Annotated in this window: 33 protein-coding genes; 26 read left to right on the top strand and 7 right to left on the bottom strand. The window is 65.3% G+C overall.

Annotated elements, in window-relative coordinates; genetic code table 11:
- Positions 1-270: 270 nt before the first annotated feature.
- The 13 genes from rplN (at position 271) to AC5RWG_RS06435 (ending at position 8,436) form a co-directional block, all read left to right on the top strand.
- Entirely contained in the window at positions 271-639 is a 369-nt protein-coding gene (gene rplN, locus AC5RWG_RS06495) for a 50S ribosomal protein L14 (protein WP_127511069.1), read from the top strand.
- Positions 640-642: 3 nt separating this feature from the next.
- Positions 643-1,008 carry a 50S ribosomal protein L24 gene (rplX, locus tag AC5RWG_RS06490; RefSeq protein WP_493979212.1) on the top strand — a complete coding sequence of 122 codons (366 nt, stop codon included), beginning with the start codon at positions 643-645 and terminating at the stop codon, positions 1,006-1,008.
- The gene (rplE, locus tag AC5RWG_RS06485; protein ID WP_493989348.1) at positions 1,008-1,577 is read left to right on the top strand and encodes a 50S ribosomal protein L5; all 570 of its coding nucleotides are present in this window, start codon (positions 1,008-1,010) and stop codon (positions 1,575-1,577) included. Before rplX ends, rplE begins: the two co-directional genes overlap by 1 nt.
- An 82-nt stretch (positions 1,578-1,659) precedes the next feature.
- Complete coding sequence (gene rpsH / locus AC5RWG_RS06480) at positions 1,660-2,058, top strand: 30S ribosomal protein S8 (RefSeq protein ID WP_136784914.1); 399 nt, start codon at positions 1,660-1,662, stop codon at positions 2,056-2,058.
- Between the two features lie 18 nt (positions 2,059-2,076).
- Entirely contained in the window at positions 2,077-2,613 is a 537-nt protein-coding gene (gene rplF, locus AC5RWG_RS06475) for a 50S ribosomal protein L6 (protein WP_494000475.1), read from the top strand.
- A gap of 3 nt (positions 2,614-2,616) precedes the next feature.
- Complete coding sequence (gene rplR, locus AC5RWG_RS06470) at positions 2,617-3,000, top strand: 50S ribosomal protein L18 (protein ID WP_494166624.1); 384 nt, start codon at positions 2,617-2,619, stop codon at positions 2,998-3,000.
- Positions 2,997-3,713 (top strand): 30S ribosomal protein S5, encoded by a 717-nt coding sequence (gene rpsE / locus AC5RWG_RS06465; protein ID WP_493989347.1) that lies wholly within the window; start codon positions 2,997-2,999, stop codon positions 3,711-3,713. Before rplR ends, rpsE begins: the two co-directional genes overlap by 4 nt.
- Positions 3,713-3,925, top strand: a complete 213-nt coding sequence (gene rpmD, locus AC5RWG_RS06460) for a 50S ribosomal protein L30 (RefSeq protein ID WP_127511076.1) — start codon at positions 3,713-3,715, stop codon at positions 3,923-3,925. Before rpsE ends, rpmD begins: the two co-directional genes overlap by 1 nt.
- 2 nt (positions 3,926-3,927) lie before the next feature.
- Positions 3,928-4,383, top strand: coding sequence for a 50S ribosomal protein L15 (rplO, locus tag AC5RWG_RS06455; protein ID WP_493979208.1), 456 nt, complete (start codon positions 3,928-3,930; stop codon positions 4,381-4,383).
- 196 nt (positions 4,384-4,579) lie between these two features.
- Positions 4,580-5,893: a preprotein translocase subunit SecY gene (secY, locus tag AC5RWG_RS06450; RefSeq protein ID WP_493979207.1), complete on the top strand. Its 1,314-nt coding sequence runs from the start codon at positions 4,580-4,582 to the stop codon at positions 5,891-5,893.
- Positions 5,890-6,465 carry an adenylate kinase gene (locus AC5RWG_RS06445; protein WP_494022495.1) on the top strand — a complete coding sequence of 192 codons (576 nt, stop codon included), beginning with the start codon at positions 5,890-5,892 and terminating at the stop codon, positions 6,463-6,465. Before secY ends, AC5RWG_RS06445 begins: the two co-directional genes overlap by 4 nt.
- A 31-nt stretch (positions 6,466-6,496) precedes the next feature.
- A complete protein-coding gene (gene map, locus AC5RWG_RS06440; RefSeq protein ID WP_494166623.1) occupies positions 6,497-7,324 on the top strand; it encodes a type I methionyl aminopeptidase in 828 nt (275 codons plus the stop codon).
- A gap of 266 nt (positions 7,325-7,590) precedes the next feature.
- Positions 7,591-8,436, top strand: a complete 846-nt coding sequence (locus AC5RWG_RS06435) for a metal-dependent hydrolase (RefSeq protein ID WP_494128401.1) — start codon at positions 7,591-7,593, stop codon at positions 8,434-8,436.
- Positions 8,437-8,499: 63 nt separating this feature from the next.
- Here the strand turns inward: AC5RWG_RS06435 and AC5RWG_RS06430 are convergent, their stop codons facing one another.
- A complete protein-coding gene (locus tag AC5RWG_RS06430; protein ID WP_494166622.1) occupies positions 8,500-10,095 on the bottom strand; it encodes an HNH endonuclease in 1,596 nt (531 codons plus the stop codon).
- 256 nt (positions 10,096-10,351) lie between these two features.
- Here AC5RWG_RS06430 and AC5RWG_RS06425 point away from each other — a divergent pair, with 256 nt between their 5' ends.
- The 7 genes from AC5RWG_RS06425 to rplQ all read left to right on the top strand — a co-directional run bounded on the left by AC5RWG_RS06425 (position 10,352) and on the right by rplQ (position 14,751).
- A complete protein-coding gene (locus AC5RWG_RS06425; RefSeq protein ID WP_494075174.1) occupies positions 10,352-11,344 on the top strand; it encodes a P1 family peptidase in 993 nt (330 codons plus the stop codon).
- Positions 11,345-11,563: 219 nt separating this feature from the next.
- On the top strand, positions 11,564-11,785 hold the full coding sequence (gene infA, locus AC5RWG_RS06420; protein ID WP_005267757.1) for a translation initiation factor IF-1: 222 nt from the start codon (positions 11,564-11,566) through the stop codon (positions 11,783-11,785).
- 77 nt (positions 11,786-11,862) lie between these two features.
- Entirely contained in the window at positions 11,863-11,976 is a 114-nt protein-coding gene (rpmJ, locus tag AC5RWG_RS06415) for a 50S ribosomal protein L36 (protein ID WP_005267758.1), read from the top strand.
- 160 nt (positions 11,977-12,136) lie between these two features.
- Positions 12,137-12,511, top strand: coding sequence for a 30S ribosomal protein S13 (gene rpsM / locus AC5RWG_RS06410; RefSeq protein ID WP_493979201.1), 375 nt, complete (start codon positions 12,137-12,139; stop codon positions 12,509-12,511).
- A gap of 46 nt (positions 12,512-12,557) precedes the next feature.
- A complete protein-coding gene (gene rpsK / locus AC5RWG_RS06405; RefSeq protein ID WP_005267760.1) occupies positions 12,558-12,959 on the top strand; it encodes a 30S ribosomal protein S11 in 402 nt (133 codons plus the stop codon).
- A gap of 158 nt (positions 12,960-13,117) precedes the next feature.
- Positions 13,118-14,122 (top strand): DNA-directed RNA polymerase subunit alpha, encoded by a 1,005-nt coding sequence (locus AC5RWG_RS06400; RefSeq protein ID WP_493979200.1) that lies wholly within the window; start codon positions 13,118-13,120, stop codon positions 14,120-14,122.
- A gap of 65 nt (positions 14,123-14,187) precedes the next feature.
- Positions 14,188-14,751, top strand: coding sequence for a 50S ribosomal protein L17 (rplQ, locus tag AC5RWG_RS06395; RefSeq protein WP_494075027.1), 564 nt, complete (start codon positions 14,188-14,190; stop codon positions 14,749-14,751).
- Between the two features lie 10 nt (positions 14,752-14,761).
- Here the strand turns inward: rplQ and AC5RWG_RS06390 are convergent, their stop codons facing one another.
- Both AC5RWG_RS06390 and AC5RWG_RS06385 read right to left on the bottom strand, forming a co-directional pair.
- Entirely contained in the window at positions 14,762-15,715 is a 954-nt protein-coding gene (locus AC5RWG_RS06390; RefSeq protein ID WP_494166621.1) for a cytochrome c oxidase assembly protein, read from the bottom strand.
- Positions 15,712-16,266: a DUF2243 domain-containing protein gene (locus AC5RWG_RS06385; RefSeq protein ID WP_494166620.1), complete on the bottom strand. Its 555-nt coding sequence runs from the start codon at positions 16,264-16,266 to the stop codon at positions 15,712-15,714. The genes AC5RWG_RS06390 and AC5RWG_RS06385 overlap by 4 nt, the downstream gene beginning before the upstream one ends.
- A gap of 175 nt (positions 16,267-16,441) precedes the next feature.
- Here AC5RWG_RS06385 and AC5RWG_RS06380 point away from each other — a divergent pair, with 175 nt between their 5' ends.
- Positions 16,442-17,374 carry a tRNA pseudouridine synthase A gene (locus AC5RWG_RS06380; protein ID WP_494166619.1) on the top strand — a complete coding sequence of 311 codons (933 nt, stop codon included), beginning with the start codon at positions 16,442-16,444 and terminating at the stop codon, positions 17,372-17,374.
- A gap of 184 nt (positions 17,375-17,558) precedes the next feature.
- Here AC5RWG_RS06380 and AC5RWG_RS06375 read toward each other — a convergent pair whose 3' ends face one another.
- The 4 genes from AC5RWG_RS06375 to AC5RWG_RS06360 are packed head-to-tail and all read right to left on the bottom strand — an operon-like array spanning position 17,559 to position 20,782.
- Entirely contained in the window at positions 17,559-17,942 is a 384-nt protein-coding gene (locus AC5RWG_RS06375; protein WP_494166618.1) for a flagellar assembly protein FliW, read from the bottom strand.
- Entirely contained in the window at positions 17,939-18,823 is an 885-nt protein-coding gene (locus tag AC5RWG_RS06370; RefSeq protein WP_494166617.1) for a flagellin N-terminal helical domain-containing protein, read from the bottom strand. Before AC5RWG_RS06370 ends, AC5RWG_RS06375 begins: the two co-directional genes overlap by 4 nt.
- A gap of 29 nt (positions 18,824-18,852) precedes the next feature.
- Positions 18,853-20,286 carry a flagellar hook-associated protein FlgK gene (flgK, locus tag AC5RWG_RS06365; RefSeq protein ID WP_494166616.1) on the bottom strand — a complete coding sequence of 478 codons (1,434 nt, stop codon included), beginning with the start codon at positions 20,284-20,286 and terminating at the stop codon, positions 18,853-18,855.
- Between the two features lie 10 nt (positions 20,287-20,296).
- The gene (locus tag AC5RWG_RS06360) at positions 20,297-20,782 is read right to left on the bottom strand and encodes a flagellar protein FlgN (protein ID WP_494000463.1); all 486 of its coding nucleotides are present in this window, start codon (positions 20,780-20,782) and stop codon (positions 20,297-20,299) included.
- 244 nt (positions 20,783-21,026) lie between these two features.
- On the opposite strand from AC5RWG_RS06360, the gene AC5RWG_RS06355 reads away from it, so the two are divergent.
- The 5 genes from AC5RWG_RS06355 (at position 21,027) to AC5RWG_RS06335 (ending at position 25,244) form a co-directional block, all read left to right on the top strand.
- The gene (locus AC5RWG_RS06355; RefSeq protein ID WP_494167103.1) at positions 21,027-21,839 is read left to right on the top strand and encodes a sigma-70 family RNA polymerase sigma factor; all 813 of its coding nucleotides are present in this window, start codon (positions 21,027-21,029) and stop codon (positions 21,837-21,839) included.
- Positions 21,840-21,987: 148 nt separating this feature from the next.
- Positions 21,988-22,833 carry a flagellin N-terminal helical domain-containing protein gene (locus AC5RWG_RS06350; protein ID WP_494166615.1) on the top strand — a complete coding sequence of 282 codons (846 nt, stop codon included), beginning with the start codon at positions 21,988-21,990 and terminating at the stop codon, positions 22,831-22,833.
- A gap of 122 nt (positions 22,834-22,955) precedes the next feature.
- The gene (gene fliD, locus AC5RWG_RS06345; RefSeq protein WP_494166614.1) at positions 22,956-24,305 is read left to right on the top strand and encodes a flagellar filament capping protein FliD; all 1,350 of its coding nucleotides are present in this window, start codon (positions 22,956-22,958) and stop codon (positions 24,303-24,305) included.
- Positions 24,302-24,748 (top strand): flagellar export chaperone FliS, encoded by a 447-nt coding sequence (fliS, locus tag AC5RWG_RS06340; RefSeq protein WP_494012703.1) that lies wholly within the window; start codon positions 24,302-24,304, stop codon positions 24,746-24,748. The genes fliD and fliS overlap by 4 nt, the downstream gene beginning before the upstream one ends.
- The gene (locus AC5RWG_RS06335; RefSeq protein WP_494166613.1) at positions 24,711-25,244 is read left to right on the top strand and encodes a hypothetical protein; all 534 of its coding nucleotides are present in this window, start codon (positions 24,711-24,713) and stop codon (positions 25,242-25,244) included. Before fliS ends, AC5RWG_RS06335 begins: the two co-directional genes overlap by 38 nt.
- The last annotated feature ends 75 nt before the right edge of the window (positions 25,245-25,319 follow it).

The raw sequence follows: 25,319 nt of genomic DNA, 5'->3' as shown, positions 1-25,319 counted from the left end.
GAAGGGACCGTGGTTTCGGCCGCGGACCCTTTGAAAAGCACAAGCCCCTGGCCGTGATTTCACGTCCGGGGTGTCTTGGTCATAAACTAGTAATCTTGCCTGTGCCGTTTGGAAAGACCATCCATCCTTCCGCATGGACAGAATAGGCAAATTCCCGCAACCGCCTTCGGACCGCACACGCGTGCGGCCAGGGGGAGTTACGGTGCGGGCTACCCATATCCGTTCCGCAAGGCTCAGCAATGAGAACCGGCGCGACGACAGGAGTAATAAGTGATTCAGCAGGAGTCGCGACTGAAGGTCGCCGACAACACGGGTGCCAAGGAAATCTTGACCATCCGCGTTCTCGGTGGATCCGGCCGTCGCTACGCAGGCATTGGCGACACCATTGTTGCCACCGTCAAGGATGCAATTCCCGGCGGCAACGTCAAGAAGGGTGACATCGTCAAGGCTGTCATCGTTCGCACCAAGAAGGAACGCCGCCGTGCGGACGGTTCCTACATCAAGTTCGATGAGAACGCAGCCGTGATCCTCAAGAACGACGGCGACCCCCGCGGTACCCGTATCTTCGGCCCGGTCGGCCGTGAGCTTCGCGACAAGAAGTTCATGAAGATCATCTCGTTGGCTCCGGAGGTGCTGTAGTCCATGGCTAAGTACAAGATCAAGAAGGGTGACCTGGTTCAGGTCATCACCGGTGCCAAGGCTGAGCGCGGCGGCGACCGCGGCAAGCAGGGCAAGGTCCTGAAGGTGTTCACGGAGTCCAACCGGGTGCTGGTCGAAGGCGTTAACCGCGTCACCAAGCACACCAAGGCCGGGCAGTCGGAACGCGGCACGAAGACCGGTGGCATCGAGACCGTTGAGGCCCCGATCCACATCTCGAACGTGGCGATCGTCGATCCCGAGACCAAGAAGCCGACCCGCGTTGGCTACCGCACCGAAACCGTCGAGCGTGATGGCCGTGAGCGCACTGTGCGCATCCGCGTGTCCAAGGCCTCCGGGAAGGACCTCTAATGACTGAGACTGTCACCAAGATCGTCCCCCGCCTGAAGACTCGCTACGCCGGCGAGATCAAGCAGGCTCTGCGGGACGAGTTCAAGTACGAGAACGTGAACCAGGTTCCCCGCCTGGTCAAGGTCGTAGTCAACATGGGTGTTGGAGATGCCGCCAAGGACTCCAAGCTCATCGACGGCGCCGTGCGCGACCTGACCCAGATCACCGGTCAGAAGCCGCAGATCACCAAGGCCCGCAAGTCCATCGCCCAGTTCAAGCTGCGCGAAGGCATGCCGATCGGCGCCCACGCGACGCTGCGCGGCGACCGGATGTGGGAATTCGTGGACCGCCTGGTCACCCTGGCCCTGCCCCGTATCCGCGACTTCCGCGGCCTCAACGGCAAGCAGTTCGACGGCAACGGCAACTACACCTTCGGTCTGACCGAACAGTCCATGTTCCACGAGATCGATCAGGACAAGATCGACCGCGTGCGCGGTATGGATATCACCGTAGTAACCACTGCAAAGACCGATGACGAGGGCCGCGCGCTGCTGAAGGCGCTGGGCTTCCCGTTCAAGACCGAAGATTAATTAGCTACGTGAAAGGTCCCGCCCCGGCGCCCAGCGCTGACCGGAGCGAGGAAACCGTTACGAGGAAGGGCAAGAGCCCACAATGACTATGACAGATCCTGTCGCAGACATGCTCACGCGTCTGCGCAACGCCAACTCGGCATACCACGACTCAGTGTCGATGCCGTACAGCAAGCTCAAGGCTCGCGTCGCCGACATCCTGAAGGCCGAAGGCTACATCGCCGGCTGGAAGGAAGAAGAGGCCGAGGTTGGCAAGAAGCTGACCCTGGAACTCAAGTTCGGTCCGAACCGCGAGCGTTCCATTGCCGGCATCCGCCGCATCTCCAAGCCCGGTCTGCGCGTTTACGCGAAGTCCACCAACCTGCCGCACGTACTCGGTGGCCTGGGCATCGCAATCCTGTCCACCTCTTCCGGGCTGATGACTGATCGTCAGGCCGGCAAGAAGGGCGTGGGCGGCGAAGTCCTCGCTTACGTCTGGTAACGGAAAGGAAGAGATTAAATGTCACGTATTGGACGTCTCCCCATCACCGTTCCCGCAGGCGTTGAGGTCAAGATCGACGGCAACGTCGTCTCCGTCAAGGGCGCCAAGGGCGAGCTGAGCCACACTCTGGCTTCGCCCATCACGGCCTCCCTGGACGAGAACACCATCACCGTCTCCCGCCCGAACGACGAGCGCGAATCCCGGTCCCTGCACGGCCTGACCCGCACGCTGATCAACAACATGATCGTCGGCGTCACCGAAGGCTACAAGAAGAACCTCGAGATCGTCGGCACCGGTTACCGCGTGCAGGCCAAGGGCTCGGACCTCGAGTTCGCCCTCGGCTTCAGCCACCCGGTGGTCGTCAACGCACCCGAGGGAATCACCTTCGCCGTGGAGGGCGCCACCAAGCTCTCCGTTTCCGGTATCAACAAGCAGCAGGTCGGCGAAGTTGCTGCCAACATCCGCAAGCTGCGCAAGCCCGACCCCTACAAGGGCAAGGGTGTTCGCTACGCCGGCGAGCAAATCCGCCGCAAGGTCGGAAAGGCTGGTAAGTAAACCATGGCGATCAGCATTAATAAGAAGCGGACCTCGAAGTCCAAGTCCGCAGCACGCGGCCGCCGCCACCTGCGCGTCCGCAAGCGCATCACCGGTACCGCGGTCCGTCCGCGCCTGGTGGTCAACCGCTCCGCACGCCACATCTTTGTCCAGGTTGTCGATGACAGCAAGGGCATCACCGTGGCTTCCGCTTCCACCATGGAAGCCGACCTGCGGGCGCTCGACGGCGACAAGTCCGCCAAGGCAAAGCGCGTCGGTGAGCTCGTTGCCGAGCGTGCCAAGGCTGCCGGTGTTGAGGCCGTGGTCTTTGACCGCGGCGGCAACCGGTACCACGGCCGTGTCGCAGCGGTTGCCGACGGCGCACGTGAAGGTGGGCTGGCACTGTGACCGCTGAGAACAACGAAAAGGAAACTCAGGTGACTGAAGCAACTGAGACCGCTGCCGCGGGATCCGCTGAAACCACCGCTGCTTCCGGCCAGGAGGACCGCCGCGGCGGCCGTCGTGGCGAACGCGGTGGCAGCGACCGTGGTGGCAACGACCGTGGCGGCCGCGGCCGTGGCCGCGACAACGCCCGCGACGCCGAGAAGGACAAGTTCCTCGAGCGCGTCGTCACCATCAACCGCGTGTCCAAGGTCGTCAAGGGCGGCCGCCGCTTTAGCTTCACGGCCCTGGTAGTTGTCGGCGACGGCAACGGCATGGTCGGCGTGGGCTACGGCAAGGCCAAGGAAGTTCCGGCAGCGATCGCCAAGGGCGTGGAAGAGGCCAAGAAGTCCTTCTTCCGCGTGCCGATCATCGCCGGCACCGTTCCGCACCAGGTGCAGGGCGAAGCCGCTGCAGGCGTTGTCATGCTGCGTCCGGCTGCTGCCGGTACCGGTGTGATCGCCGGTGGCCCGGTCCGCGCCGTGCTCGAGTGCGCCGGTATCCACGACGTGCTCTCCAAGTCGCTCGGCTCGGCCAACGCGATCAACATTGTGCACGCTACAGTCGATGCGCTGCGTCGCCTGGAGGAGCCCCGCTCCGTGGCTGCCCGCCGTGGCCTGCCCCTGGACGAGGTTGCTCCGGCTATCCTGCTGCGCAACATGCAGAAGGCAGGTGCGTAATGACCACACCCAAGAATCTGACTCCGTCGGATGCGCAGTTGGAAATCACGCAGATCAAGTCCGTCATTGGCGGCAAGCAGAACCAGCGCGACACGCTGCGTTCACTGGGCCTGAAGCGCATTGGACACACCGTTGTCCGCAGCGCCGATGCAGTGACCGTCGGCATGGTCAACACTGTTTCTCACCTGGTGAAGGTTGAGGAGGCGAAGTAAAGATGGCAGAAGAGAACAAAACTCTGAAGGTCCACCACCTGCGTCCTGCCCCCGGTGCCAAGACCGCCAAGACCCGTGTCGGTCGTGGTGAAGGCTCCAAGGGCAAGACCGCCGGTCGCGGTACCAAGGGTACGAAGGCCCGTTACCAGGTCAAGGCTGGCTTTGCCGGCGGCCAGCTGCCGCTGCACATGCGCTTGCCGAAGCTGCGCGGCTTCAAGAACCCGTTCAAGGTGGAATTCCAGGTCGTAAACCTGGACAAGCTCAACGAGCTGTTCCCCGAGGGCGGCGAAGTGACCGTGGACGCCCTGGTGGCCAAGGGTGCGGTTCGCAAGAACCAGCCCGTGAAGGTCCTGGGCACCGGCGACATCACCGTCAAGGTCGATGTGAAGGTTGACGCCTTCTCCGCCAGTGCCGCTGAAAAGATCGCCGCCGCCGGCGGCACCGTGACGGCGCTCTAGCAGCCCGTGACTGGTGGGGTCTTTTAGCAGCCTCTGACTGAACTCGTGGTGGCCGGTTTACGCCGGCCGCCACGAGTTCAGCCGCTTTAAGGCACACCACGTATTCTTAACCCGTTTAATGCGAACGGGCCGAGCCGATAGACTCGGATCTTGTGACTTGCCGCGCAGCGGCATCAGAAACTTCTTGGGAGGACGCTTGCTTAGCGCAATTGGCCGGGCATTCCGGACGCCGGACCTGCGGCGCAAGTTGCTGTTCACGCTCGGCATCATGACGGTCTACCGCATGGGCGTCTTCATCCCCGCCCCCGGCGTGGACTACGGCAACGTGCAGCAGTGTCTGGCGCTGGGCAACACCAGCGGCGGGCTGTACCAGTTCGTCAACCTCTTCAGCGGCGGTGCGCTGCTGCAGGTGTCCATCTTCGCCCTCGGCATCATGCCGTACATCACCGCCAGCATCATCGTGCAGTTGCTGCGCGTCGTCATTCCCCGGTTCCAGGAACTGCATCAGGAAGGCCCGCAGGGCCAGTCCAAGCTCACGCAGTACACCCGTTACCTGACCATCGCGCTGGGCCTGCTCAACGCCACGACGCTGGTGTCGCTGGCGCGGACCGGCGCCCTCCTGGGGGACTGCCCGGTCCCGATCATCCCCGAGGACAACCTGGTCACGATCTCCCTGATCATCCTGACCCTGACCGCAGGCACCGGCCTGATCATGTGGATGGGCGAGCTGATCACCGAGAAGGGCGTCGGCAACGGCATGTCCCTGCTGATCTTCATCTCCATCGCCGCCGGTTTCCCGAGCTCGCTGGGCGAGATCTGGAACACCCAGGGCGTGAACGTGTTCCTGGGCGTGCTGATCGTCGGCCTGCTGACCGTCGCCGCGGTGGTCTTCGTGGAACAGTCGCAGCGCCGCATCCCCGTGCAGTACGCCAAGCGCATGGTGGGACGCCGCACGGTCGGCGGCACCAGCACCTACATCCCGATCAAGGTGAACATGGCCGGTGTCATCCCGGTAATCTTCGCGTCGTCGATGCTGTACCTGCCGTCCCTGATCGCCCAGTTCAACACGCCGGCCGACGGAACCACCGCGCCGCCGGAGTGGGTCAACTGGATCAACACCTACCTGGTCAGCGGGGACTCGCCGTTCTACATGGCGGTCTACTTCGCACTGATCGTCTTCTTCACCTACTTCTACGTGGCGATCACGTTCAACCCCGAGGAAGTGGCGGAGAACATGAAGAAGTACGGCGGCTTCATCCCGGGCATCCGGGCCGGCCGCCCCACGGCGGAGTACCTGCAGTACGTGCTGGCCAGGATCACGCTGCCCGGCGCGCTCTACCTGGGCATCGTCTCGCTCATCCCGCTGATCGCCCTGGTACTGATCAACGCCAACCAGAACTTCCCGTTCGGCGGCGTCTCCATCCTCATCATGGTTGGTGTGGGCCTGGAGACCGTCAAACAAATCAACGCACAACTACAGCAACGTCACTACGAAGGACTTCTGCGATGACACAAATGCTCATTATCGGCCCGCCCGGATCGGGCAAAGGCACCCAGGCCTCCCGCATCTCCGACCGGCTGGGCATCGTCGCGATCTCCACCGGAGACATCTTCCGCGCCAACGTGAAGGAAGAGACCCCGCTCGGCGTCGAGGCCAAGAAGTACATCGACAAGGGCGAGTTCGTACCGGACAGCGTCACCAACAACATGGTGCGCGACCGGTTGAAGCAGCCCGACGCCGCCGACGGCTTCCTGCTGGACGGCTACCCCCGCACCAGCGGCCAGGTCGACGAGTTGGACAGCATCCTGGCCGAGGCCGGCTCGCAGCTGGACATCGTGCTGCAGCTGACCGCCGACGACGAGGAGCTGGTCAAGCGCCTGCTCGGCCGCGCCGCGCAGGAAGGCCGCAGCGACGACAACGAAACGGTGATCCGGCGCCGGCTGGCCCTGTACCACGAGCAGACGGAGGCCGTGGTGAGCCGTTACGCTGACCGCGGGATCGTCGCGACCGTTGACGGCATCGGCGACATCGACGAGGTCACCGAGCGCATCATGTCCGCGCTCAAGTCCGTCACGGCCTGACACCCCGCCAGACAGTTAGAAGAGGCAGCCCATGGCCTTCGGCCAGCCCAGCATCGAATACAAGACCAAGGACCAGATCCGGAAAATGCGGACCGCCGGCCTGGTGGTCAGCCGCGCCCTGGACGCTGCGGTTGCCGCAGCCGTCCCCGGCGCGACGACCGGGGATTTGGACGCGGCCTTCGAAGCGGTGCTGGACGAGGCCGGGGCCAAGAGCAATTTCAAGGGCTACCACGGCTTCCCCGCAACGGTCTGCGTGTCCGTCAACGAGGAAGTGGTCCATGGAATCCCGGGCGGCAAGGTGCTCGGCGACGGGGACATCATCTCGATCGACGGGGGCTGCAGCATTGACGGCTGGCACGGCGACTCCGCCCGCGGCGTGATCGTGGGCACCGCCGATCCGGAAGACCAGCGGCTGTCGGACGTCACGGAGGAGGCCATGTGGCACGGCATTGCCGCCCTCGCCACCGGCCACCGCGTGGGCGACATCGGCAACGCCATCGACGACTACGTTTCCTCGGTGCCGGGCAAACCGTTGGGCATCCTGGAGGACTACGTGGGCCACGGCATCGGCACCGCCATGCATCAGGCCCCGGACGTGCTGAACTACCGGACTAACCACCGCGGCCCGAAGATCCGTCCCGGGCTCTGCCTGGCCATCGAACCCATGCTGGTGCGCGGGGACATCGAGACCAAGGTGCTGGACGACGACTGGACCGTCGTGACCACGGACGGCTCGCGGTCCTGCCAGTGGGAGCACACCGTGGCAGTGCACGACGGCGGCATCTGGGTTTTGACCGCCGAAGACGGGGGAGCGGCCAGGCTGGCTCCGCTGGGGGTTACCCCGGTACCGCTGGACTAAACGCCCGCTGCCACACCCTTGGCCTGACGTCATCGAAAGGCCGGGTCCCGCTGGATCCATCGTCCAGCCGGCCCGGCCTTTCGAGGTTAATCCGCAGCCCGCAGCCACGATCCCGGCCCTGCGGCCAGCCGACTGGCTCCGCACCCTGATCCCGGCTCGCCGCGGCCAGCCGACTGGCTGCGCCCGGACACCGCACCACCCAACCCTGGCCCGTCAGTCGATAGGCTGCGCGCGGACGCCGCACTCCCGAAAGGACCTTGCCCATCATGATGGGAGCCCACCACGCCCTCTCCGGCGCCGCCGCCTGGATCGCGGTCACCAGCCAGGTCCACATACCGCTGGATGCCCTGACGACGCCGATGGGCTGGGGCGGGCAGAGCCTCACCCTGGGCTGGGGGCTGCTGGACGTGGGGCCGCTCGGCCTGATCACCGGCGCCATGGTGACCGCCGGCGCCGCACTCGTCCCGGACGCCGATCACCGCCACGCCACCATCGCCCGCTCGCTGCCGCCGCTCTCCAACGCCGTCTGTGCCGGTATTGGCGCTGTGGCCGGCGGGCACCGCAGGGGCACCCACTCGCTGATCGGCCTGGCGGCGTTCGTCGCGATCGCGTGGGTCGCCGGGCTCTGGACTGCCGAGACCGAGCGGTTCGGCACGGTCTACCCGGGCGCCGGTATTCTGTGCGTGTTGCTGGTCGCCTTTGCCGCCAAGGCGCTGAAGTTCCTGCCCGACGGGCTGCAGAAAATTCCGTGGGCCGTCGGCCTGTCTGTGGCGGTCTTCATCGCCCTGTACGCCCCGGAACAGCACAACTGGTTCCCGCTGGCCATGGGCATCGGCGTCGTCATGCATGTGCTCGGCGACATGCTGACCACCGGGGGAGTGAATTTGCTGTGGCCGCTGCGGATCAAGCCACCGAAGGTGTGGCGCAGGATCCCGCTGCTCAACGCCATCTGGCGGCGGAACGGCTACTTCGCCCTGCCGCTGCTGGGCAATGCCGGTTCGGCACGCGAGTGGGCGCTGCTGGTCCCGGTCAGCGCCTATGTGGTGGTCCTACTCCTCGGGGCGTGCCTCGACGTCGGGCAGCAGAGCCTGGTGGCCATCGGGGCCGGCTAGCTGCTAATCGCCGGATTCGAGAAGAGTCTGAGGGCCTTCTCCGAGCGGCAACGGGCTGGCCGCTTACGCCGCTTTGGTTCCAGGCGGCGGGGTGCCCGGCGGTGGCGGCGCGGTGTTGGTGTAGGTGTGCCCGGTGGGGGTGGTGGTCTCGACCTGGTGCAGGGGCCCCCCGACTGTCCGGCTGGACCAGCTTTCGGCTTCTTTGTCCTGGTTACAGCGTTCGCACAGGCCCTGTCCGTTGGTGATGGTGGTTTTCCCGCCGTCGGACCAGGCGACGATGTGGTCGATGTGCCGGATCGGGGCGTCGCACCAGGGGCCGGAGCAGACCTGGTCGCGGGCGATGACCATCCGGCGTAGTCCGGCCGGGAACCTGCGGGCTTTCGAATCCATACCGAGCAGTTGCCCGGTGCCGGGGGCGGTGTAGAGGCGGCGGATCCAGACGTCCGCAACGCCGCCGGGTTTCAGCTCTTTGCTGCGTCGGGCGGTCTGCCGTGCGGTCTTCCAACCAGGTTCGGTGCCTGCCGGCGGCGCATTCTGCCCGGGCGCTTGGCCCGGCGGCTCATGGCCGGTCAGCGTTCCTGCCGGTGCGCTTTGGGCGGGTGGCCTCTTGCCGGCCAAGCCCGCTGCGTGGCCGATGCCGGCCCTGGCGGTGCCGGTTGGTACGGGCGGGTTTTGCGGGAGGCGGATGAGGTCTCGGGCGTACTGAGCCGGGACGACGCCGTAGCCTGTGAGCCAGGCCGGTTCGCTGTCGCCTTGGAGCAGGGCGCGGTCCGTCATGACGAGCTGTATTTCGGTGCGGGCCGGGTCGGCGGTGGAGGCACCGGTGACGCGTTCGAACATGGTATCGGCCATGGCCTGGCCGCGAGTCCTGACATCGCCGTTGTTGCGCAACCGGTCGGCTTCGCGGTGCAGCGCGGCCATCAGGGCCACGCCCTGGACGACGGGCAGCAGTGTTCGGACGGCCACCATTGTGTCGGGTTGGGGGCGGGCGGAGACGTGCCGGTCGGCTTCGGCTTTCGCGGCGCGGTGCACGACGGCGCGGGGGTCCAGACGGTAGGCGATCCGTTTGGCTTCGGCTTCGAGTTGCCGGTTGCCCAGCCCGTGAAGGCGGGCCGGGTTGCCGGCCAGTTCCTGGTCCACCGCGGCCCGGTCCTCCTTGGTCAGACACGCGGTTTCGCGGACCAGGGCAGCTGCGCGCCACTCGTTCAGGTGCCCGGTGGCCAGGGCGTTGAGGGTGTGCGGCATTTCGGTGACCAGGATCTTCGCGACGCCGAGCATAAGCGCGGCGCGGTGCGGGGATTCCCGCCGCGCCAGCCCGATCTCCTTCGCGATGCCCTGGCCCTGCCGGTTCTTCGGGACCCCGGCGGCGGCGCGCCGGGCCCGCGTGGCCTCATCCAGGGCTACCTGCAGTTTGGCTTGGGCGGCGGCCGCCGCGTCCTTGGCGTTTTCCAGCGCGGTGATCCGGTCCACCAGGTCCTGTTCGGAACCGAGCAGGTCGACCCGGGCCAGGGCGTCGGCGAAGGCGTTGATCCTGGGCGTCCGGACCGGCCCACCGTGTTCGGCGTGCGCAGGCCGCGCTCCCCGCGCTGGATGCGCTGCTTCGCGTGCCTCGGCTGCTTCGGGTGCTGCTGGTGGCTCTGGTCCGGCCGGATCAAACATGTCGGCGTCTCAATCTTCGGCGTGCCTGCGGCACGGCAACGACTACGAGAGGTCATGGAACAAGGTCCACGGACGCCGCCGGGACCCCCGTCCCGATGGCCAACGATGCTGCTGAACTACTAAGAACAGGCTATTAGCCGGGTACGACAGTTTCGGAACGCGCAGCGGACCGGTGGGCAGGGGGAGACGTGCCGAGCGTGCTTAACCGCTGCACCTCATCCTTGCCCATCCCCATCCTCAGGGCGAGGATGAGGCCATGGCTTCTTCCATTACCGACGTGCCCGGCATCCGCGTGGGCCAAATCCAAAAGATCGGCCACGGCTGGCTCACCGGCGTCACCGTGGTGCTGCCGCCGGCCGGGACGGTCGGCGCAGTGGATGTCCGCGGGGGCGGGCCGGCCACGCACGAGACCGACGCGCTCGATCCCACCACGCTGGTGCCCACCGTGGATGCCGTTGTGCTCGCCGGGGGCAGCGCCTTCGGGCTGGTGGCCGCGCACGGCGCGCAGCGCTGGCTGGAGGAGCAGGGGCGCGGCTTCCGCACCCAGAATGCGGTGGTGCCGATTGTTCCGGCCGCTGCCATCTACGACCTGGGCCGCGGCGGGGACATCAAGGCGCGGCCTGATGAGCAGATGGGGTACGACGCCGCTGCCTCCGCCGGTGCGATGGAGGACTTTGGTACGGTGCAGCGGGGCAATGCGGGCGCCGGCACCGGGGCGGCGATGGGCTTCCAGCAGTACAAGGGGGGAGTGGGGACCGCCTCGCTGCGCATGGGCGGCACGAACGAGGGAATCGTGGTCGGCGCGCTCGCGGTGGCCAATGCCGCCGGCCATCCGTTCCATGGGACCAGGGGAGCCTCGCTCGCGGCGAAAACAGAAGCACCGTCCGGAACACCAGGAGCACCGGGAGGAAGCGGCTCACCGGGAGCCGGGCCGCTGAACACCACCCTGTGCGTGGTCGCCACCAACGCCGTGTTGGATCCGGCGCAGGCGAAGCGGACGGCGTCGGCCGCGCACGCCGGCCTGGCCCGGGCCGTTAGCCCGTCGCACACCCTGATGGACGGGGACGTGATCTTCGTCCTGGCCACCGAGGCGCAGCAGTTGGTGCAGGACGGGCCCATTGATCCCCGGGCGGAACTGCACGTGCTGGCCGCGGAAGCGGTCACCGCGGCCATTTGGGACGCCGTGGTGAGTGCCGAACGGGTGGACGCGGCCGGCGTCGTACTGGAGAAGTATCCGCACCTCGGCTGAAGTCTGTCGCGCGCGGGCCCCAGGCGTTACCCGGATTTAACTTTATCCGGCTTCCGGAGTACAGTTGTCTGTTGGTTGTCTCTACTTTCATGCCCATCTTCGGGTGCATGGCGCCCGCGAAAGCCTGCCGGAACGTACGGCTCAGTGGGAGTGTAGCGGCAAGCGAAACCCTAAAACTAGCCACCGCTCCGGCGATGGTTACTGACGTTAGCGGAGGATATGGCTAAGAAAGACGGTGTCATTGAGATTGAAGGCACTGTGCAGGAGGCTCTGCCCAATGCGATGTTCCGCGTTGAGTTGACCAACGGGCACGTTGTGCTGGCTCATATCTCGGGAAAGATGCGTCAGCACTACATCAGGATCCTCCCCGAGGACCGCGTTGTGGTGGAACTCAGCCCGTACGACCTCTCACGGGGCCGTATCGTCTACCGCTACAAGTAAAGGCTTATGCCGCAGGCAACTGCGGAGAACCGTAAGTAGTTACAAGGCAGCATCAGCTAACAACGCAAAGGAAAACCATGAAGGTCCAGCCGAGCGTCAAGCGGATTTGTGACAAGTGCCAGGTGATTCGTCGCAAGGGCAACGTCATTGTGATCTGCGAGAACCCGCGCCACAAGCAGCGCCAGGGCTAAGACTCCTGCTTCAAGCAGGGGCAGCACGCCCACGCGTAGTAACTCAAGATAAAGGCAGCGCAGCAGGGCAACCTGCACACCCCCGGCACGGAGGCCGGGGACCCGAACAACGGGGCCGCGCTGCTTCAGACCTCCGGATACAACAAGGAGAACCGCCACTATGGCTCGTCTCGCTGGCGTAGATATTCCCCGCGAAAAGCGGGTAATTATCGCCCTGACTTACATCTACGGCGTGGGTAAGACCCGTGCAGAGCAGGTTATCGCGGAGACCGGCATCAGCCCGGAAACCCGCGTCAAGGACCTCACCGACGCTGAGCTCGTGCAGCTGCGTGACTTCATCGAGGGCAACTACAAGGTAGAAGGCGACCTCCGCCGCGAAGTTGCAGCCGACATCCGCCGCAAGGTTGAGATCGGCAGCTACGAAGGCATCCGCCACCGCCGTGGCCTGCCCGTCCGCGGACAGCGCACCAAGACCAACGCTCGCACCCGCAAGGGCCCGAAGCGCACCGTCGCCGGTAAGAAGAAGACCCGCTGATTCCCAGCCGGTCAGATAGCTACCAACCAACTTTGTAGGAGAAGCAATGCCCCCCAAGACTCGTGGAGCGGTACGCAAGCCGCGTCGCAAGGACAAGAAGAACATCGCGCTGGGCCAGGCGCACATCAAGAGCACCTTCAACAACACCATCGTGTCCATCACGGACCCGACCGGTGCCGTCATCTCGTGGGCCTCGGCCGGCGAGGTTGGCTTCAAGGGCTCCCGCAAGTCCACCCCGTTCGCCGCGCAGATGGCTGCCGAATCGGCCGCCAAGCGTGCCCAGGAGCACGGCCTGAAGAAGGTCGACGTCTTCGTGAAGGGCCCGGGATCCGGACGCGAGACGGCAATCCGTTCGCTGCAGGCCGCTGGCCTCGAGGTTGGCTCCATCCAGGACGTCACCCCCAGCGCGCACAACGGTTGCCGTCCGCCGAAGCGCCGCCGCGTCTAAACAGCCCAAGGATACTTTTGGCCGCCGCACAGATTCCTCCCACTTTTGCGGGAGAGTCTGTCGGCGGCCGAAAGTTCCACGCTGGAGGCTGACCAGCCGCCCTTTTCCACCAATTCGTGCTGCGTCATATAGCGGATGCTCGCTGAAAGGAAATCTAAGTGCTCATTGCACAGCGCCCCACCCTTACTGAAGAAGTAGTGGCCGATAACCGCTCCCGGTTCGTCATCGAACCGCTGGAGCCGGGCTTTGGCTACACCCTCGGAAACTCCCTCCGCCGCACGCTCCTGTCCTCGATTCCGGGGGCTGCCGTCACCAGCATCCGCATCGACGGCGTGCTGCATGAGTTCACCACCGTGCCGGGTGTGAAGGAAGATGTCACCGAGATCATCCTGAACATCAAGAACCTGGCTGTCTCCTCCGAGCACGACGAGCCCGTGGTTGCCTACCTGCGCAAGCAGGGACCCGGTGTCGTCACCGCCGCGGACATCGCGCCGCCGGCCGGCGTGGAGTTCCACAACCCGGACCTGCACATCGCCACGCTGAACGAGAAGGGCAAGTTCGAACTCGAACTGACCATCGAACGCGGCCGTGGCTACGTGTCGGCAGCCCAGAACAAGTCCGGCGACCAGGAGATCGGCCGTATCCCGGTCGACTCCATCTACTCGCCGGTGCTGAAGGTGACCTTCAAGGTTGAGGCAACCCGTGTTGAGCAGCGCACCGACTTCGACCGCCTGATTGTCGACGTCGAAACCAAGGCCTCCATTGCACCGCGCGACGCCGTCGCCTCTGCCGGAACCACCCTGGTTGAACTGTTCGGCCTGGCCCGCGAGTTGAACACCGCCGCCGAAGGCATCGAGATTGGCCCGAGCCCCACGGACGCCGCCCTGGCTGCCGACATGGCCCTGCCGATCGAGGACCTGGAACTGACCGTCCGTTCCTACAACTGCCTTAAGCGTGAGGGCATCCACACCGTGGGTGAACTCGTAGCCCGCTCCGAGGCCGACCTGATGGACATCCGCAACTTCGGTGCCAAGTCCATCGACGAGGTCAAGGCAAAGCTGGTGGAACTGGGTCTGTCGCTGAAGGATTCGCCCCCTGGATTCGATCTGGCTGCCCGCGCCGCAGCCATCGACGAGGACGAAACCTTCGAGGACGAACTCTAAAACGCAAGAATTCTGCCGCCACGGCGCTCGGGAGCGCACAGCGGCACCATTGAGGAGAAAACATAATGCCTACCCCCGCTAAGGGTCCGCGCCTCGGAGGCGGTCCTGCCCACGAGCGCCTGATGCTCGCCAACCTGTCCGCCGCGCTCTTCGAGCACAAGCGGATCACCACCACGGTCACCAAGGCCAAGCGCCTGCGCCCGTTCGCCGAGCGCCTGATCACGTTCGCCAAGCGCGGCGACCTGGCCTCGCGCCGCCGCGTGCTGGCAGTGATCAGCAACAAGGGCATCGTGCACGAGCTGTTCACCGACATCGCGCCGGTGATGACCAACCGCGACGGCGGCTACACCCGCATCACCAAGATCGGCAACCGCAAGGGCGACAACGCCCCCATGGCCGTCATCGAACTGGTGATGGAGCCGGTGTCCCCGAAGCAGGCCGTCGTGAACGAGGCCGAGAAGGCCACGGCCAAGGCTGCCCCGGCTCCGGTCGAGGAAGAGACCGCTTCGGCCGAGTCCGCTGCATCGCCCGAGTCGGCGCAGTCCGGCGATTCCGCTGACTCTCCCGAGTCCGCAGAGTCCGCTCCGTCGGCCGAGTCCGCCGAGGAAGCTGCCGAAGAGAAGAAGTAGTTCTTCGCCTTCACTGCTTGAAGCCCGCCGTCCCCTTCCGGGGCGGCGGGCTTTTGCGTATCTCAAAGCCCCTCATGACGACGCCGGGGCTCGCCGCGGGGGAGCGGGGTCCGTTCCCGCGGGAGCTTGGTGCTGCCGGTTTGCCGCGACGGGGTTCAGCGTCGTGGACGGGAATCGGCCGGCTGGCCAGCGGCATGCGCCGGGGCCGCCACGTCGACACCAGCGCGAAGGCCAGCAGCAGCTCGGCAACGTCTCCGCCGTAATACATCAGTTCGCCGGCAAGCCTCAGCTCGGCGGCCGGCGCCGGGACTTGGACGAACAGCCCCGCGTAGAGCAACTGGGACAGGACCGCATGGCCGGCGATGGCGACGCCCAGCACCACCAGCCGCGCCGGCACGGAGGGCCTGCGCGGTGCCGGGTCGGGCCCGGCGATCACCCAGGCGAAGAGGCAGCCGGCGGCAAGGAAGTGCAGGTGGACGGCGTGGTGCAGCAGCGGGGTGTCCGCCGCGAGGCTGTAGAGCGGCGTGAAGTACAGCCCCGCCAGCCCGCCGAGAGTGAGGACCAGCGCAGTCGCGGGGTTGGCCACCAGATGGACCGGACGTGAGCGCAGCACCCTTCCGATCACCCTGCCGCAACGGCGCGGCACCGACCTCAGCAGCAGGGTCACCGGCGCACCAAGCACCAGCCCGATCGGCGCATACATGCCAATCAGCAGGTGCTGGACCATGTGGGTCGGCAGCCCGCCCGGCGGCAGCGGCATCAGCTGCGGCGCGAGGCCCAGCGCTAGCAACAGCGCGCCGGCGAGGAACGAAGCGGTCCGCCGGCGGCTCCAGCCGCGGTCCTCGCGGCCCCGCAGCCACGCCAGCGCCAGGTAGGCGGCGGCCGCCGCCGCCACGAGGGCCGGTGGCAGCACGCCGTCGAACGCGGCCGGCTGATGGTTGTGGGCCGAGTGGGCGCCGATCACGCCGGTTCCCGCCCGGGGGTGCCAGCCCTCAGGTCTACCACCCGCCCGGACCGCTGCAGCAGCCAGCCGCCGATCACCAGCAGCGCCCCGAACATCAGGAAGAGAATGTCGGCCAGCATCTGGTACTCGCCGCCGATGACGTGGTGAATGGCGAGGAGGTGGTGGTCGATGATCCCCTCGACGAGATTGAAGAGTCCCCAGCCGAGCAGCATCCAGCCCCAGAGGGTCCGGGATGCCCAGACCCGTCCGCGCGAGGTCGTCACCCGCGAGTACAACAGGCCCAGCCCGATCAGCACGGCCAGCCAGGTCACAGTATGGAACAGCCCGTCCCACAGCGTGTTCATCTGCAGGCCGTGGACGGTGTTCGCCGGATACGAACCGACGTCGATGTTCGCGGTGTCCGCGCTCGTGAGCATGTGGTGCCACTGCAGGATCTGGTGCAACAGGATGCCGTCCACGAAGCCGCCGAGCCCCACCCCGAGGACGATCCCGGGCAGGGCGATCCGGCGGTTGTGATCCGTGGTGGTTGCCGTTCCGGGGCTGCCTGCCATCGCTCCTCCGAACCTCGCGGTCCCGCCCGTGAGTGCGGGCGCTGTCCCAGCAACATAGACCGAATGCCCGCCCCCGTCGACAGTCCGCCGATGCCTGGCAGGTCGCCCGCCCGCAACCAGCCGCGGGCGCCGGCGGCATCCGGAGGACTCGGGGGCTCCCGGTAGCATGGAATCCATGCCTCCGACTGTTTCCCCCGTCCCCGGCCGGGACGGCGGGCCCTTGCGTGTCCGCCTGGATCTTGCGTACGACGGCGGCCCCTTCAGCGGGTGGGCCGTGCAGCCCGGCCGGCTGACCGTGCAGGGCGCGCTCGAGGAGGCGCTGGCAATCATGATCCGCCGGCCGATCCGGCTGACGGTTGCCGGCCGCACCGACGCGGGGGTCCACGCCCGCGGGCAGGTGGTGCATTTCGACTTGGACCCGGGGGAGTGGCACGGCTTGGCCCGCGGCCGCGAGGTCGATCCCGCCGAAGCCCTGGTCCGGCGCCTGCGCGGCGTGCTGGCCAAGGTGCTCGGCGGCCGCGTCGGCGCCCCGGTACCCTATCGGGACCTTGCCGGGGCCATCGAGGTCAAGCGCGCCGCCGTCGCCCCCGACGGGTTCGACGCCCGGTTCTCCGCCCTCTGGCGCCGCTACAGCTACCGGATCGCGGACCGGGCCGAGACGTGGGACCCGCTGTCCCGCAACACGACGCTGTGGCACAAGCACGCCGTCGACGTCGATCTCCTGAACCGCGCAGCCGCCAAGCTCCTGGGCATCGGCGACTTCCTGGCGTTCTGCAAGCCCAGGGAAGGCGCCACCACCATTCGGGAGTTGCAGAAGTTCGAATTCGAGCGAGGAGCCGACGGCGTGGTCACGGCCACGGTGCAAGCCGACGCGTTCTGCCACAACATGGTGCGTGCCCTGATCGGTGGATCGTTGTTGGTGGGCAGCGGGGAGCAGGCGCCGGAGTGGCTGCGCGACCGGATGTTGGCGAAGGTACGGGACTCGAAGAGCAAGCTGGCTCCGCCGCACCCGTTGGTGCTGGAAGAGGTGCTTTATCCCGACGGCGGCGAACTGCTGCGCCGGGCGGAGCTGACGCGGGCAAAACGCGCGGATCCGGGCGAGGGGTGAGGGTGGTTGCTTCCGGCGGTTCCCCCATAAGCCGCCGGAAGCCATAACCGGTGATTCCGGATCCCCCAGCAGGTCCCTTGGACCGTGGGCATAACTCTTGCACGGCAGCCGCCGTCAGCTCAATAGTTTCAGACGTCTGACTTCTTCAGCCGTTACCGACGTGTCAGGCGATCGGCGGGTGAAGCTAGGCGGCCTGCGGTGTCAGTTCGGCACGGAGCGGCCAGTCCTGGCCTTCCAGAATGACTTGGGCGCTGACGCCGGTGTGCACGTTGACCACGATCGGGGCCATCAGGTTCACGGTGGTGCCCGATTCGCCGGGGTTGGCCACCACCAGCACCATGGCGTCCTCGGAGGCATTGAGGTCCAGGGCGGCACGGTCGTCGTCGGAAATCACGGGGGTGTACTGGTTCAGGTAGGTCGCCGCGTGCAGGACGAAGAGGCGTTTGCCCGGTTCGGCCACGGGCTGCAGGGAGTACAGGCCGGCCGCTCCCGCGATCTCGTCGAGGGTGAAGTCGACCAGCGGTGCCAGTCCCGGGGGAGGCGTGACGAAGGTCAGCGCGGCGCTCATCGCAGGAAGTCCATGAGCGTCGGCTGCAGCACCCGAGCCGTGACCTGCAGGGCGGCCTGATAGGCCACCTCTTGCATCTTCAGGTCCAGGATGACCTTTCCGATATCCGGATCCTCGATCCCGGAGCGGCGGGCTTCAAGCGAAACAGCTTCGTCCAAGTTCGTCTCCTGCGCTTTCAGGATCTGGGCGTGGCGGGTACCGACCTCGGCGCGTGCGTTGATCACGGTGTTCAGCCGGGCGTCGATGGCGTTCAAGTCTTCGCTGACGCTGCCAATGCCGTTGAGCTTTGCGATCATCGAATCCAGCAGGGCGAAGACCGACGGGCCCGTGCCCGTGGAATCGTCGCCGAAGACCGCAGCAGCGCTGGCATCGACGCGTACCGTCTGGTGTGCCCCGGGTCCGATGCGACGCTCCACGCCGGTGGCGTTAGGTTCGGTCACGGTGTACGGCGCGGTTAGGGAGTCTTTATATACGTCCGGATTGTCGGAGTTCCCCGCAAACACGTTGCGTCCCAGGTACTGCGTCCGAGTCGCAGCCAAAAGGCTCTTCTTGATGCTTCCGAGCTCCAAGGCGACGGCCTCGCGTGCTGTCTGTGAGATGGAACCGTTGGAAGCCTGGATCGTCAGGTCGCGGGCCTTGTTGAGCAAGTCGGTGACCGTGCCCAAAGCAGAGTCGGCGGTCGTGAGCCAGCCGTTGGCGTCGTCGATGTTGTGCTTGTATTGCGCGTTGGCGCGCATATCCGCACGAGTGCGCATGGAATCGGCGGTGCCCGTCGGATTGTCCGAGGGGCGGGCAATCAGCGACTCGCCGGCGGCCAGCTCCTGCAGCTTGGCAATACGCGCCATGTTGTCCTGCAGGTTGCGCTGCGCGAAGCTGCTCATCGTTTGGTTAGTGACTCGTGAAATCATGGCTACCTCCCGACCAATCCGGTGCGGTTGATCAACGTATCGAGCATTTCATCAATCGCCGTCATGACTCGAGCCGCGCCCTGGTAGGCGTGCTGGTATGTCAGCAGGTTGACGTTCTCTTCGTCCATGTCCACCGACGCGTTGGACAGTTGCAAGGTCTTGGCAGATTGGGACGCGATATCCGCGAGGTTGGACTGCTGGAGCTCCGTCTTCGCCGCTACGCCGATGGTCGTGACGATGTTCTCCCAAACGCGGTCAGGGGAGCCTGCTCCCAAACCGAGTTGCGAGATCTCATCCGCGATAGAACCGTCCAGCTTCCCGGAATTGGCGCGAGCAGTTGCCAGTTGGGCTGTAGAAGTCGGAATTACACTCAGCGACGACGCCGGATTCACCGGATTTCCCGCCGCGTCAACGTCGTAGCTGAAGAACTTCCCTGCATCTGCTCCTGTAGCTGTGACTCCGGCGTCGTGAACGTCGTTGACCGCCTTGGCCAAAACGACGGCGAGCCGGTCGTACTCCGCGGCGGTCTGACGCAGCGGACCGCTTGGAGCTGTGGCCAACATCGACAACGCCCCAGCGATCTCGCCGCCTCCGAGCACAACCGGCATGCTTTCGCGGCTATCGCCTTCCCATTTGAGGTGAACGCCCTTGGTGCCGGAGATGTCCGTATCGGAGTCCGCCGTGACGGCGATTCGCTGGGCGCTGGAACCGGTGACAATCGCATTGCCGCCGATCAGCACATCCACCTGCCCGTCGCCGCCGTGGCGAACCGTGGCTCCGGTGAGGGCAGCCAGCCGTTCGGTCAGCAGGTTGCGGTGGTCCATCAGCTCGTTGGCGGACCCTCCGTTGGCGACGGCAAAACGAATCTTCTCGTTGAGGTTGGCTACCTGGGAAGCAGCGCCGTTGACCTCCGCGGTCATCGTGTCCACATCGGAGCGCAGGCGGGAGAACTGCTCGCGAACCTCCTGGTAACCGCGCTTGACCATGTTGGCCAAGATGTTCGCCTCTTCCAGCACCACCGCGCCGGCGGCGCCGTCATCCGGCCGGTTCGACAGGGCCTGCCAGGAGGCCCAAAACTCCTGAAGCTGCGTCGAGATGCCGTATTGGCCCGGCTCGCGCAGCGACGCTTCCAGGCCAGACATCGTATTGGCGCGCACGGCAGAATAGCCGGCGACACCGGCCGAGAACCGGACGCGCGTGTCCAGGTGCATGTCACCCAGACGCGCAATCGCGTCCACGGAAACGCCTTGGCCGATCTGCACTCCGCCGGTCAGCAGGCCGGTGCGGTCGAGGGCTCCGATGGACGAGGTGCTGACCCGCTGGCGGGTGTAGCCCTCGGTATTGGCGTTGGCGATGTTCTGGCCCACCACGTTCAAACCTTGGCGGGCGGCCACCAGACCGGTGTACGCGGTGTTCAGGCCGCTGAAGGTACTCACTGCGAAAACCTCAGATCGTTGTGTCGAACAGCTGGGAGCGGTTGCCCGAAAGCCCTGCCGTCCCCTGCGAGTCGTAGGTCCCGGCATCGGGATTGAAATTGGCCAGCGTTTCCTGGGTGGAGCGGGCCGCCGCACGCAGGAACTTCTCGTTCACGTCGCGCAGTTCGCGGATCTGCAGGGTCAGCTGGGTCAGCGCCTGCAGATGTCCCGTGAAGATCTCGCCCCAAGGACCCACCGGAGCCTGTTCGGTCAGCTCCCGCAGTGTGGCGCCTTCCGGCGTACCCCATTCCCGGGCCAGTGCGGCCACCTCCACCGTGCGGGCCAGGCCGGCGTCGCGCAGTCTCTCCAACACCTGTTCCACCTCCCGGGTGGCGTGCTGCAGCCACCGGGACTTGCCGGCGGTCAGGAGCAGCTGCTCCTCCTCGAGTTTGAAGACCAGCAGTTCAAGAAGTTCGCGTTCGTGCCACAGCATGGCGGACAGTTCATGGGCTCCCATGTCAGGCACCTCCCCTGGTTGATTCTGCGGACACAACCCCCGCGGGTCCGCGTCAAAAAGCCGCACTGGATGAACAAGTAGTAACGGCATGGCTACATTCCTATCTATCGGCCGCACATACCCTTGCGTAAGGAGCATTTGATGGTAGGTTTCACCAAGAGATGAATCGTTCATTCCGGGGCCGCACCCCTCGGTAGCAGGATCGATCGTCGACGTATTTCTGGGCACGGAGGGGGACATGTCAGTGAATCGTGCTGACCGTAATGCACTGGTGGTTGAGAACCTCCCGCTCGTCGGATATCTGGTCTCCGAAGTGTGTGCCAAAGCCACCCACCTCTCCCGCGACGACCTCGCCTCTGCCGGCTCGGTAGCCCTCATCACCGCCGCCGACGCCTTCAACCCGGATCTGGGCGTTCCCTTCGGCGCCTTTGCCCGCCGTCGCATTATCGGCGCCTTTGCCGACGAGATGCGGGCCATCGACTGGGCTCCGCGCTCCGTTCGCAAGCGGATCAAACAAACGCTGTCCGTTCGCGAAACCCTGACCGCCGAACTCGGCCGTTACCCGAGCGTTGATGAGCTGGCTGCCGCCCTCGGGGTGGACCGGGAGACCGCGGAAGCCGCCATGGAGGATGCCTCCCGCACCGTCTCCGCCCTGGATGACACCACGGCCGAATTCCTGGTCTCCGAGACGGCGTCGCCCGAAGGCTCGCTCCTCACCGAGGAGCGGCTCGCCTTCCTGAAGGCCGCCGTGCACCACCTTCCCGCCAAGATGCGCTACATAGTGGAGCAAATCTACTTCGAGGACCGCACCGTGAAGGAAATCGCGGAAGAGCTCGGCGCTACCCACTCGGCCGTCTCCCAGCAGCGCTCAGAGGCCATCCGCCTCCTCCGGGATGGCCTGCACACCCATTATTCCGACGACGACGGCGCCAGCCATGTGCCCGAGTCACGGATCGCTCCCTCCCGCCGGAAGGCATACCTGACTGCGCTGGCCGACCAGACCATCGGCGGGATTACACGCTTCGCCGCCACGCAGCCACGGGCCGCGGTTTCTTGACCTGTTCGCAGCGGCCGGCCCCGGCGGCCCGCACCGCGAAAAATTCTTTGCAATTCTCCTAACGGATCCTCGTAATCCTCCGATAGCTACAAGTGCCAGCCCATGGACGGGCCGGTGAATTTGTACCATCTCATGGAGGAGTTTCATCATGGCTTTCGCCATTAACACCAACGTTGCGGCCCTGAACTCGTACCGCAACCTCTCGAATACCCAGAACGACATTTCCAAGTCCCTGGAGAAGCTGTCCACCGGCCTGCGCATCAACCGCGCTGCCGATGATGCAGCCGGCCTGTCCATCTCCGAGGGCCTGCGCTCGCAGGTCAACGGCCTGAACGTTGCCGCCCGCAACGCCCAGGACGGCATCTCGGTTATCCAGACCGCTGAAGGTGCGCTCACCGAGGTTCACTCCATCCTGCAGCGCATGCGCGACCTGGCAGTTCAGGGTGCGAATGACTCCAACAACGGTGAGGCCCGCCTCGCCATCGAAAAGGAAGCCGGCGAGCTGTCCAAGGAGCTCCACCGCATCACGGAGTCCACCAACTTCAACGGAATCGATCTGCTCAAGGGTGGTAGCAAGACCTTCCAGGTCGGCGCTGACGGCAACGCCAACAATGCCATCTCTGTGACCCTGGCCGACGTTGCCACCTCCGTCGATGCGTTGGCTTCCACCGACGGCACCACCGCCGGTACGGGCTTCTCCGTGACCGACCACACTGCGGCGCAGGCCACCATCACGAGCATCGACGGTGCGATCAAGGCCATCTCTGCGGAGCGTTCGAACCTGGGTGCTTCTCAGAACCGCTTCGAGACGGCAATCAAGAGCATCAACATCTCGGCGGAAAACCTGTCGGCTTCGGAATCCCGTATCCGCGACACCGACATGGCTTCGGAAATGGCTAAGTTCACCAAGAACCAGATCATGTCCCAGGCCGGCACTGCGATGCTGGCTCAGGCCAACCAGATCAACCAGGGTGTGCTGCAGCTCCTCGGCTAAATCCGGGTAGCTAACGGCTGAATGCGGCCCGGCAGCGAGGCGAACGAATTGGACCTCACACTCTTCGCTGCCGGGCGTCAGCATTTCTTCTAGTAAACAGGCTTCTTTCAGGAGGAACTGGCGTGGCGTTTTCGATCGGCGGCATGGTCAGCGGTTTGGATACCGCCACCATGATTAATCAGCTCATGCAGCTGGAAGCGCGCCCGCAATCACTCCTGAAAAACAAGGTTTCCAGCACCCAGACGCTGGTAAGCGCTCTCCAAGCGCTGAACACGCGGATCGCCGATCTCGGAAAAACGGCCACCGAGACGAGCAAAGCGAACGCCCTGAGCATTTACTCAGGCACGAGTAGCTCTGAGAAAGTTTCAGTGGCCACGGCCGAAGGAGCCTCCGCTGGCGGTATCGACCTGGAAGTCGTCCAACTGGCCAAAGCACAGGTAGCTGTCTCCTCCTTGCTCAGCGACTGGCCGGAAAGCGCAACCATGCTCACCATCGCGCTCAAAGACGGTCAGGTAAAAAAAGAAATCAACACCCAAGGGATGACCTTGGACCAAGTCGTCACCGCCGTGAACGAATCCGGCGCCGGGGTTACCGCGACCAAGGTGTCGGTGGGAACCGATCCGATGGCTCCGCAGTACCGGCTCCAGATTGCTTCGAAGGAGACTGGGGCGGCTGGTGCGTTTACCCTGACGCTCGACGGCGACCCGTCGTTTTCCACGACGAACGTTCAAATCGCGCAAGATGCTCGGGTGTCGATTTGGAACGGAATGCAGGAAATCTCTTCATCCTCGAACACGTTCACTGACCTCCTGCCGGGTGTGAGCGTCACTTTGGGGGCTAACGCGGTTTCCGGGGATAAGTCGACCATCACGATCACTCGCGACGATGAATCCGTGACCGCAAAGGCCAAGGCGCTGGCGGACGGCTTGAAGGACCTGTTCGCCTTCATCTCCAAGAACTCCTCCGTGAACGTCTCCACGTCCACCGGGTCAACGACGACCAAGGGCGGAATCTTCACCGGGGACAGCAGCGTCCGCGATATTCAGCAGCGCATGATGACCGCTGCGATCAGCCCCATCGACGGACGGTCGCCGTCGGAAATAGGCATCAGCATCACCAAGGACGGCTCGATTGAGTTTGATGCCGAGAAGTTCGGCAAGGCGATGACGCAAGACTCTGCGTGGGTCGAGAAGGTGGTCCAGACGATTGCCGGTCGCGTGGCTACGGCTGCAACGGATGCCTCGGACAAGTACGACGGCGCCGTCACCAAGCGAATCCAAGGCCAGGAATCCCTGGTCCGCAGCATGAATGATCAAGTTGCCGAGTGGGATACCCGGCTGGCGATGCGCCGCTCTACACTCGAACGGACTTGGGCCCAACTTGAAGTAACGCTTAACGGCCTGCAGTCGCAGGGGGACTGGCTCAACTCGCAGCTGGCCACCCTGCCCTCATGGGGGAGCACGAAGAAATGACACTGACATACGGGCCGGGCTTCGGAGCCCAGGCTAAGCGCAACCAGTTCCAGCGTGACGCGATCATGTCCGCCACGCCCGCCCGGCTGCTGACCATGTTGTATGACCGGCTGCTCTTGGACCTGAACCGGGCGGAGGCCGCGCAGCAGAACCAGCACTGGTCGGTGGCGTCCGAGAATCTGATCCATGCGCAGGCCATCGTGTCCGAACTGATGTCCTCGCTGAAGACGGACGTGTGGGACGGGGGAGAGGGCCTGAAAGCGCTCTACACCTACACGCTGACCGCGATGATGAACGCGAACATTCACCGCGATGCGGCCCGGACCCGCGAATGCATCGAACTGCTGGAGCCGCTGCGCGAGGCCTGGCACGAGGCCGCAGGGCAGCTCCCGGCACAGCCTGCCCGTGGCGCCGGCCTCGGCGGCGAACTTGGCATCGCCTGACGTGCCGGAGGGCGAAGTTTCCGCGCTGGAGCGCTGGACGGCCGTGCTGGACGAACTCGAACTGGCTCTCGCCGAGGCGGCCGAGACCCGTGGCCAAGGTAGCGGACTCAACGAAACGGCCGAGACCGGTGGCCATGGCAGTGGACTCAACGAAACGGCCGAGACCGGGGGCCGTGCCGGCGGACTCACCGGAACTGCCGAGACCGGTGGCCATGGCAGCGCGCCCGCCGAAGTTGCTCTCCCCGGGGGCAAGACCGATGAAGCGGCAGTGAGCAGCCCGCGCACCGCCGTCGCGCGGTGGAAGGCCCCGCAGGGGCTGGGGCCGATTCCGGACGAGCTGGTGGAGCGGGCGACAGAGCTCGCCGCCGCGCAGCAGGCAGTGATCCGGGAATTGCGCGCCGAGATGCGGCAAAACCGGCAGGAATCCGCGCTTCTGGATGCCGTTCCCACCCCTGGTACTTCTGGTCGTTCCGTCTACCTCGACGTAAACGGTTAACCAATCTCAAGATTCACCTAACGCACTCCCGTCTTCTGCCGATAACTGGATAGTGAGCACGGATCGCTCACAGAA

The sequence above is a fragment of the Arthrobacter sp. Y3221160 genome (genome assembly GCF_059092585.1).
This window is presented reverse-complemented; position numbering and strand designations above follow the sequence as displayed.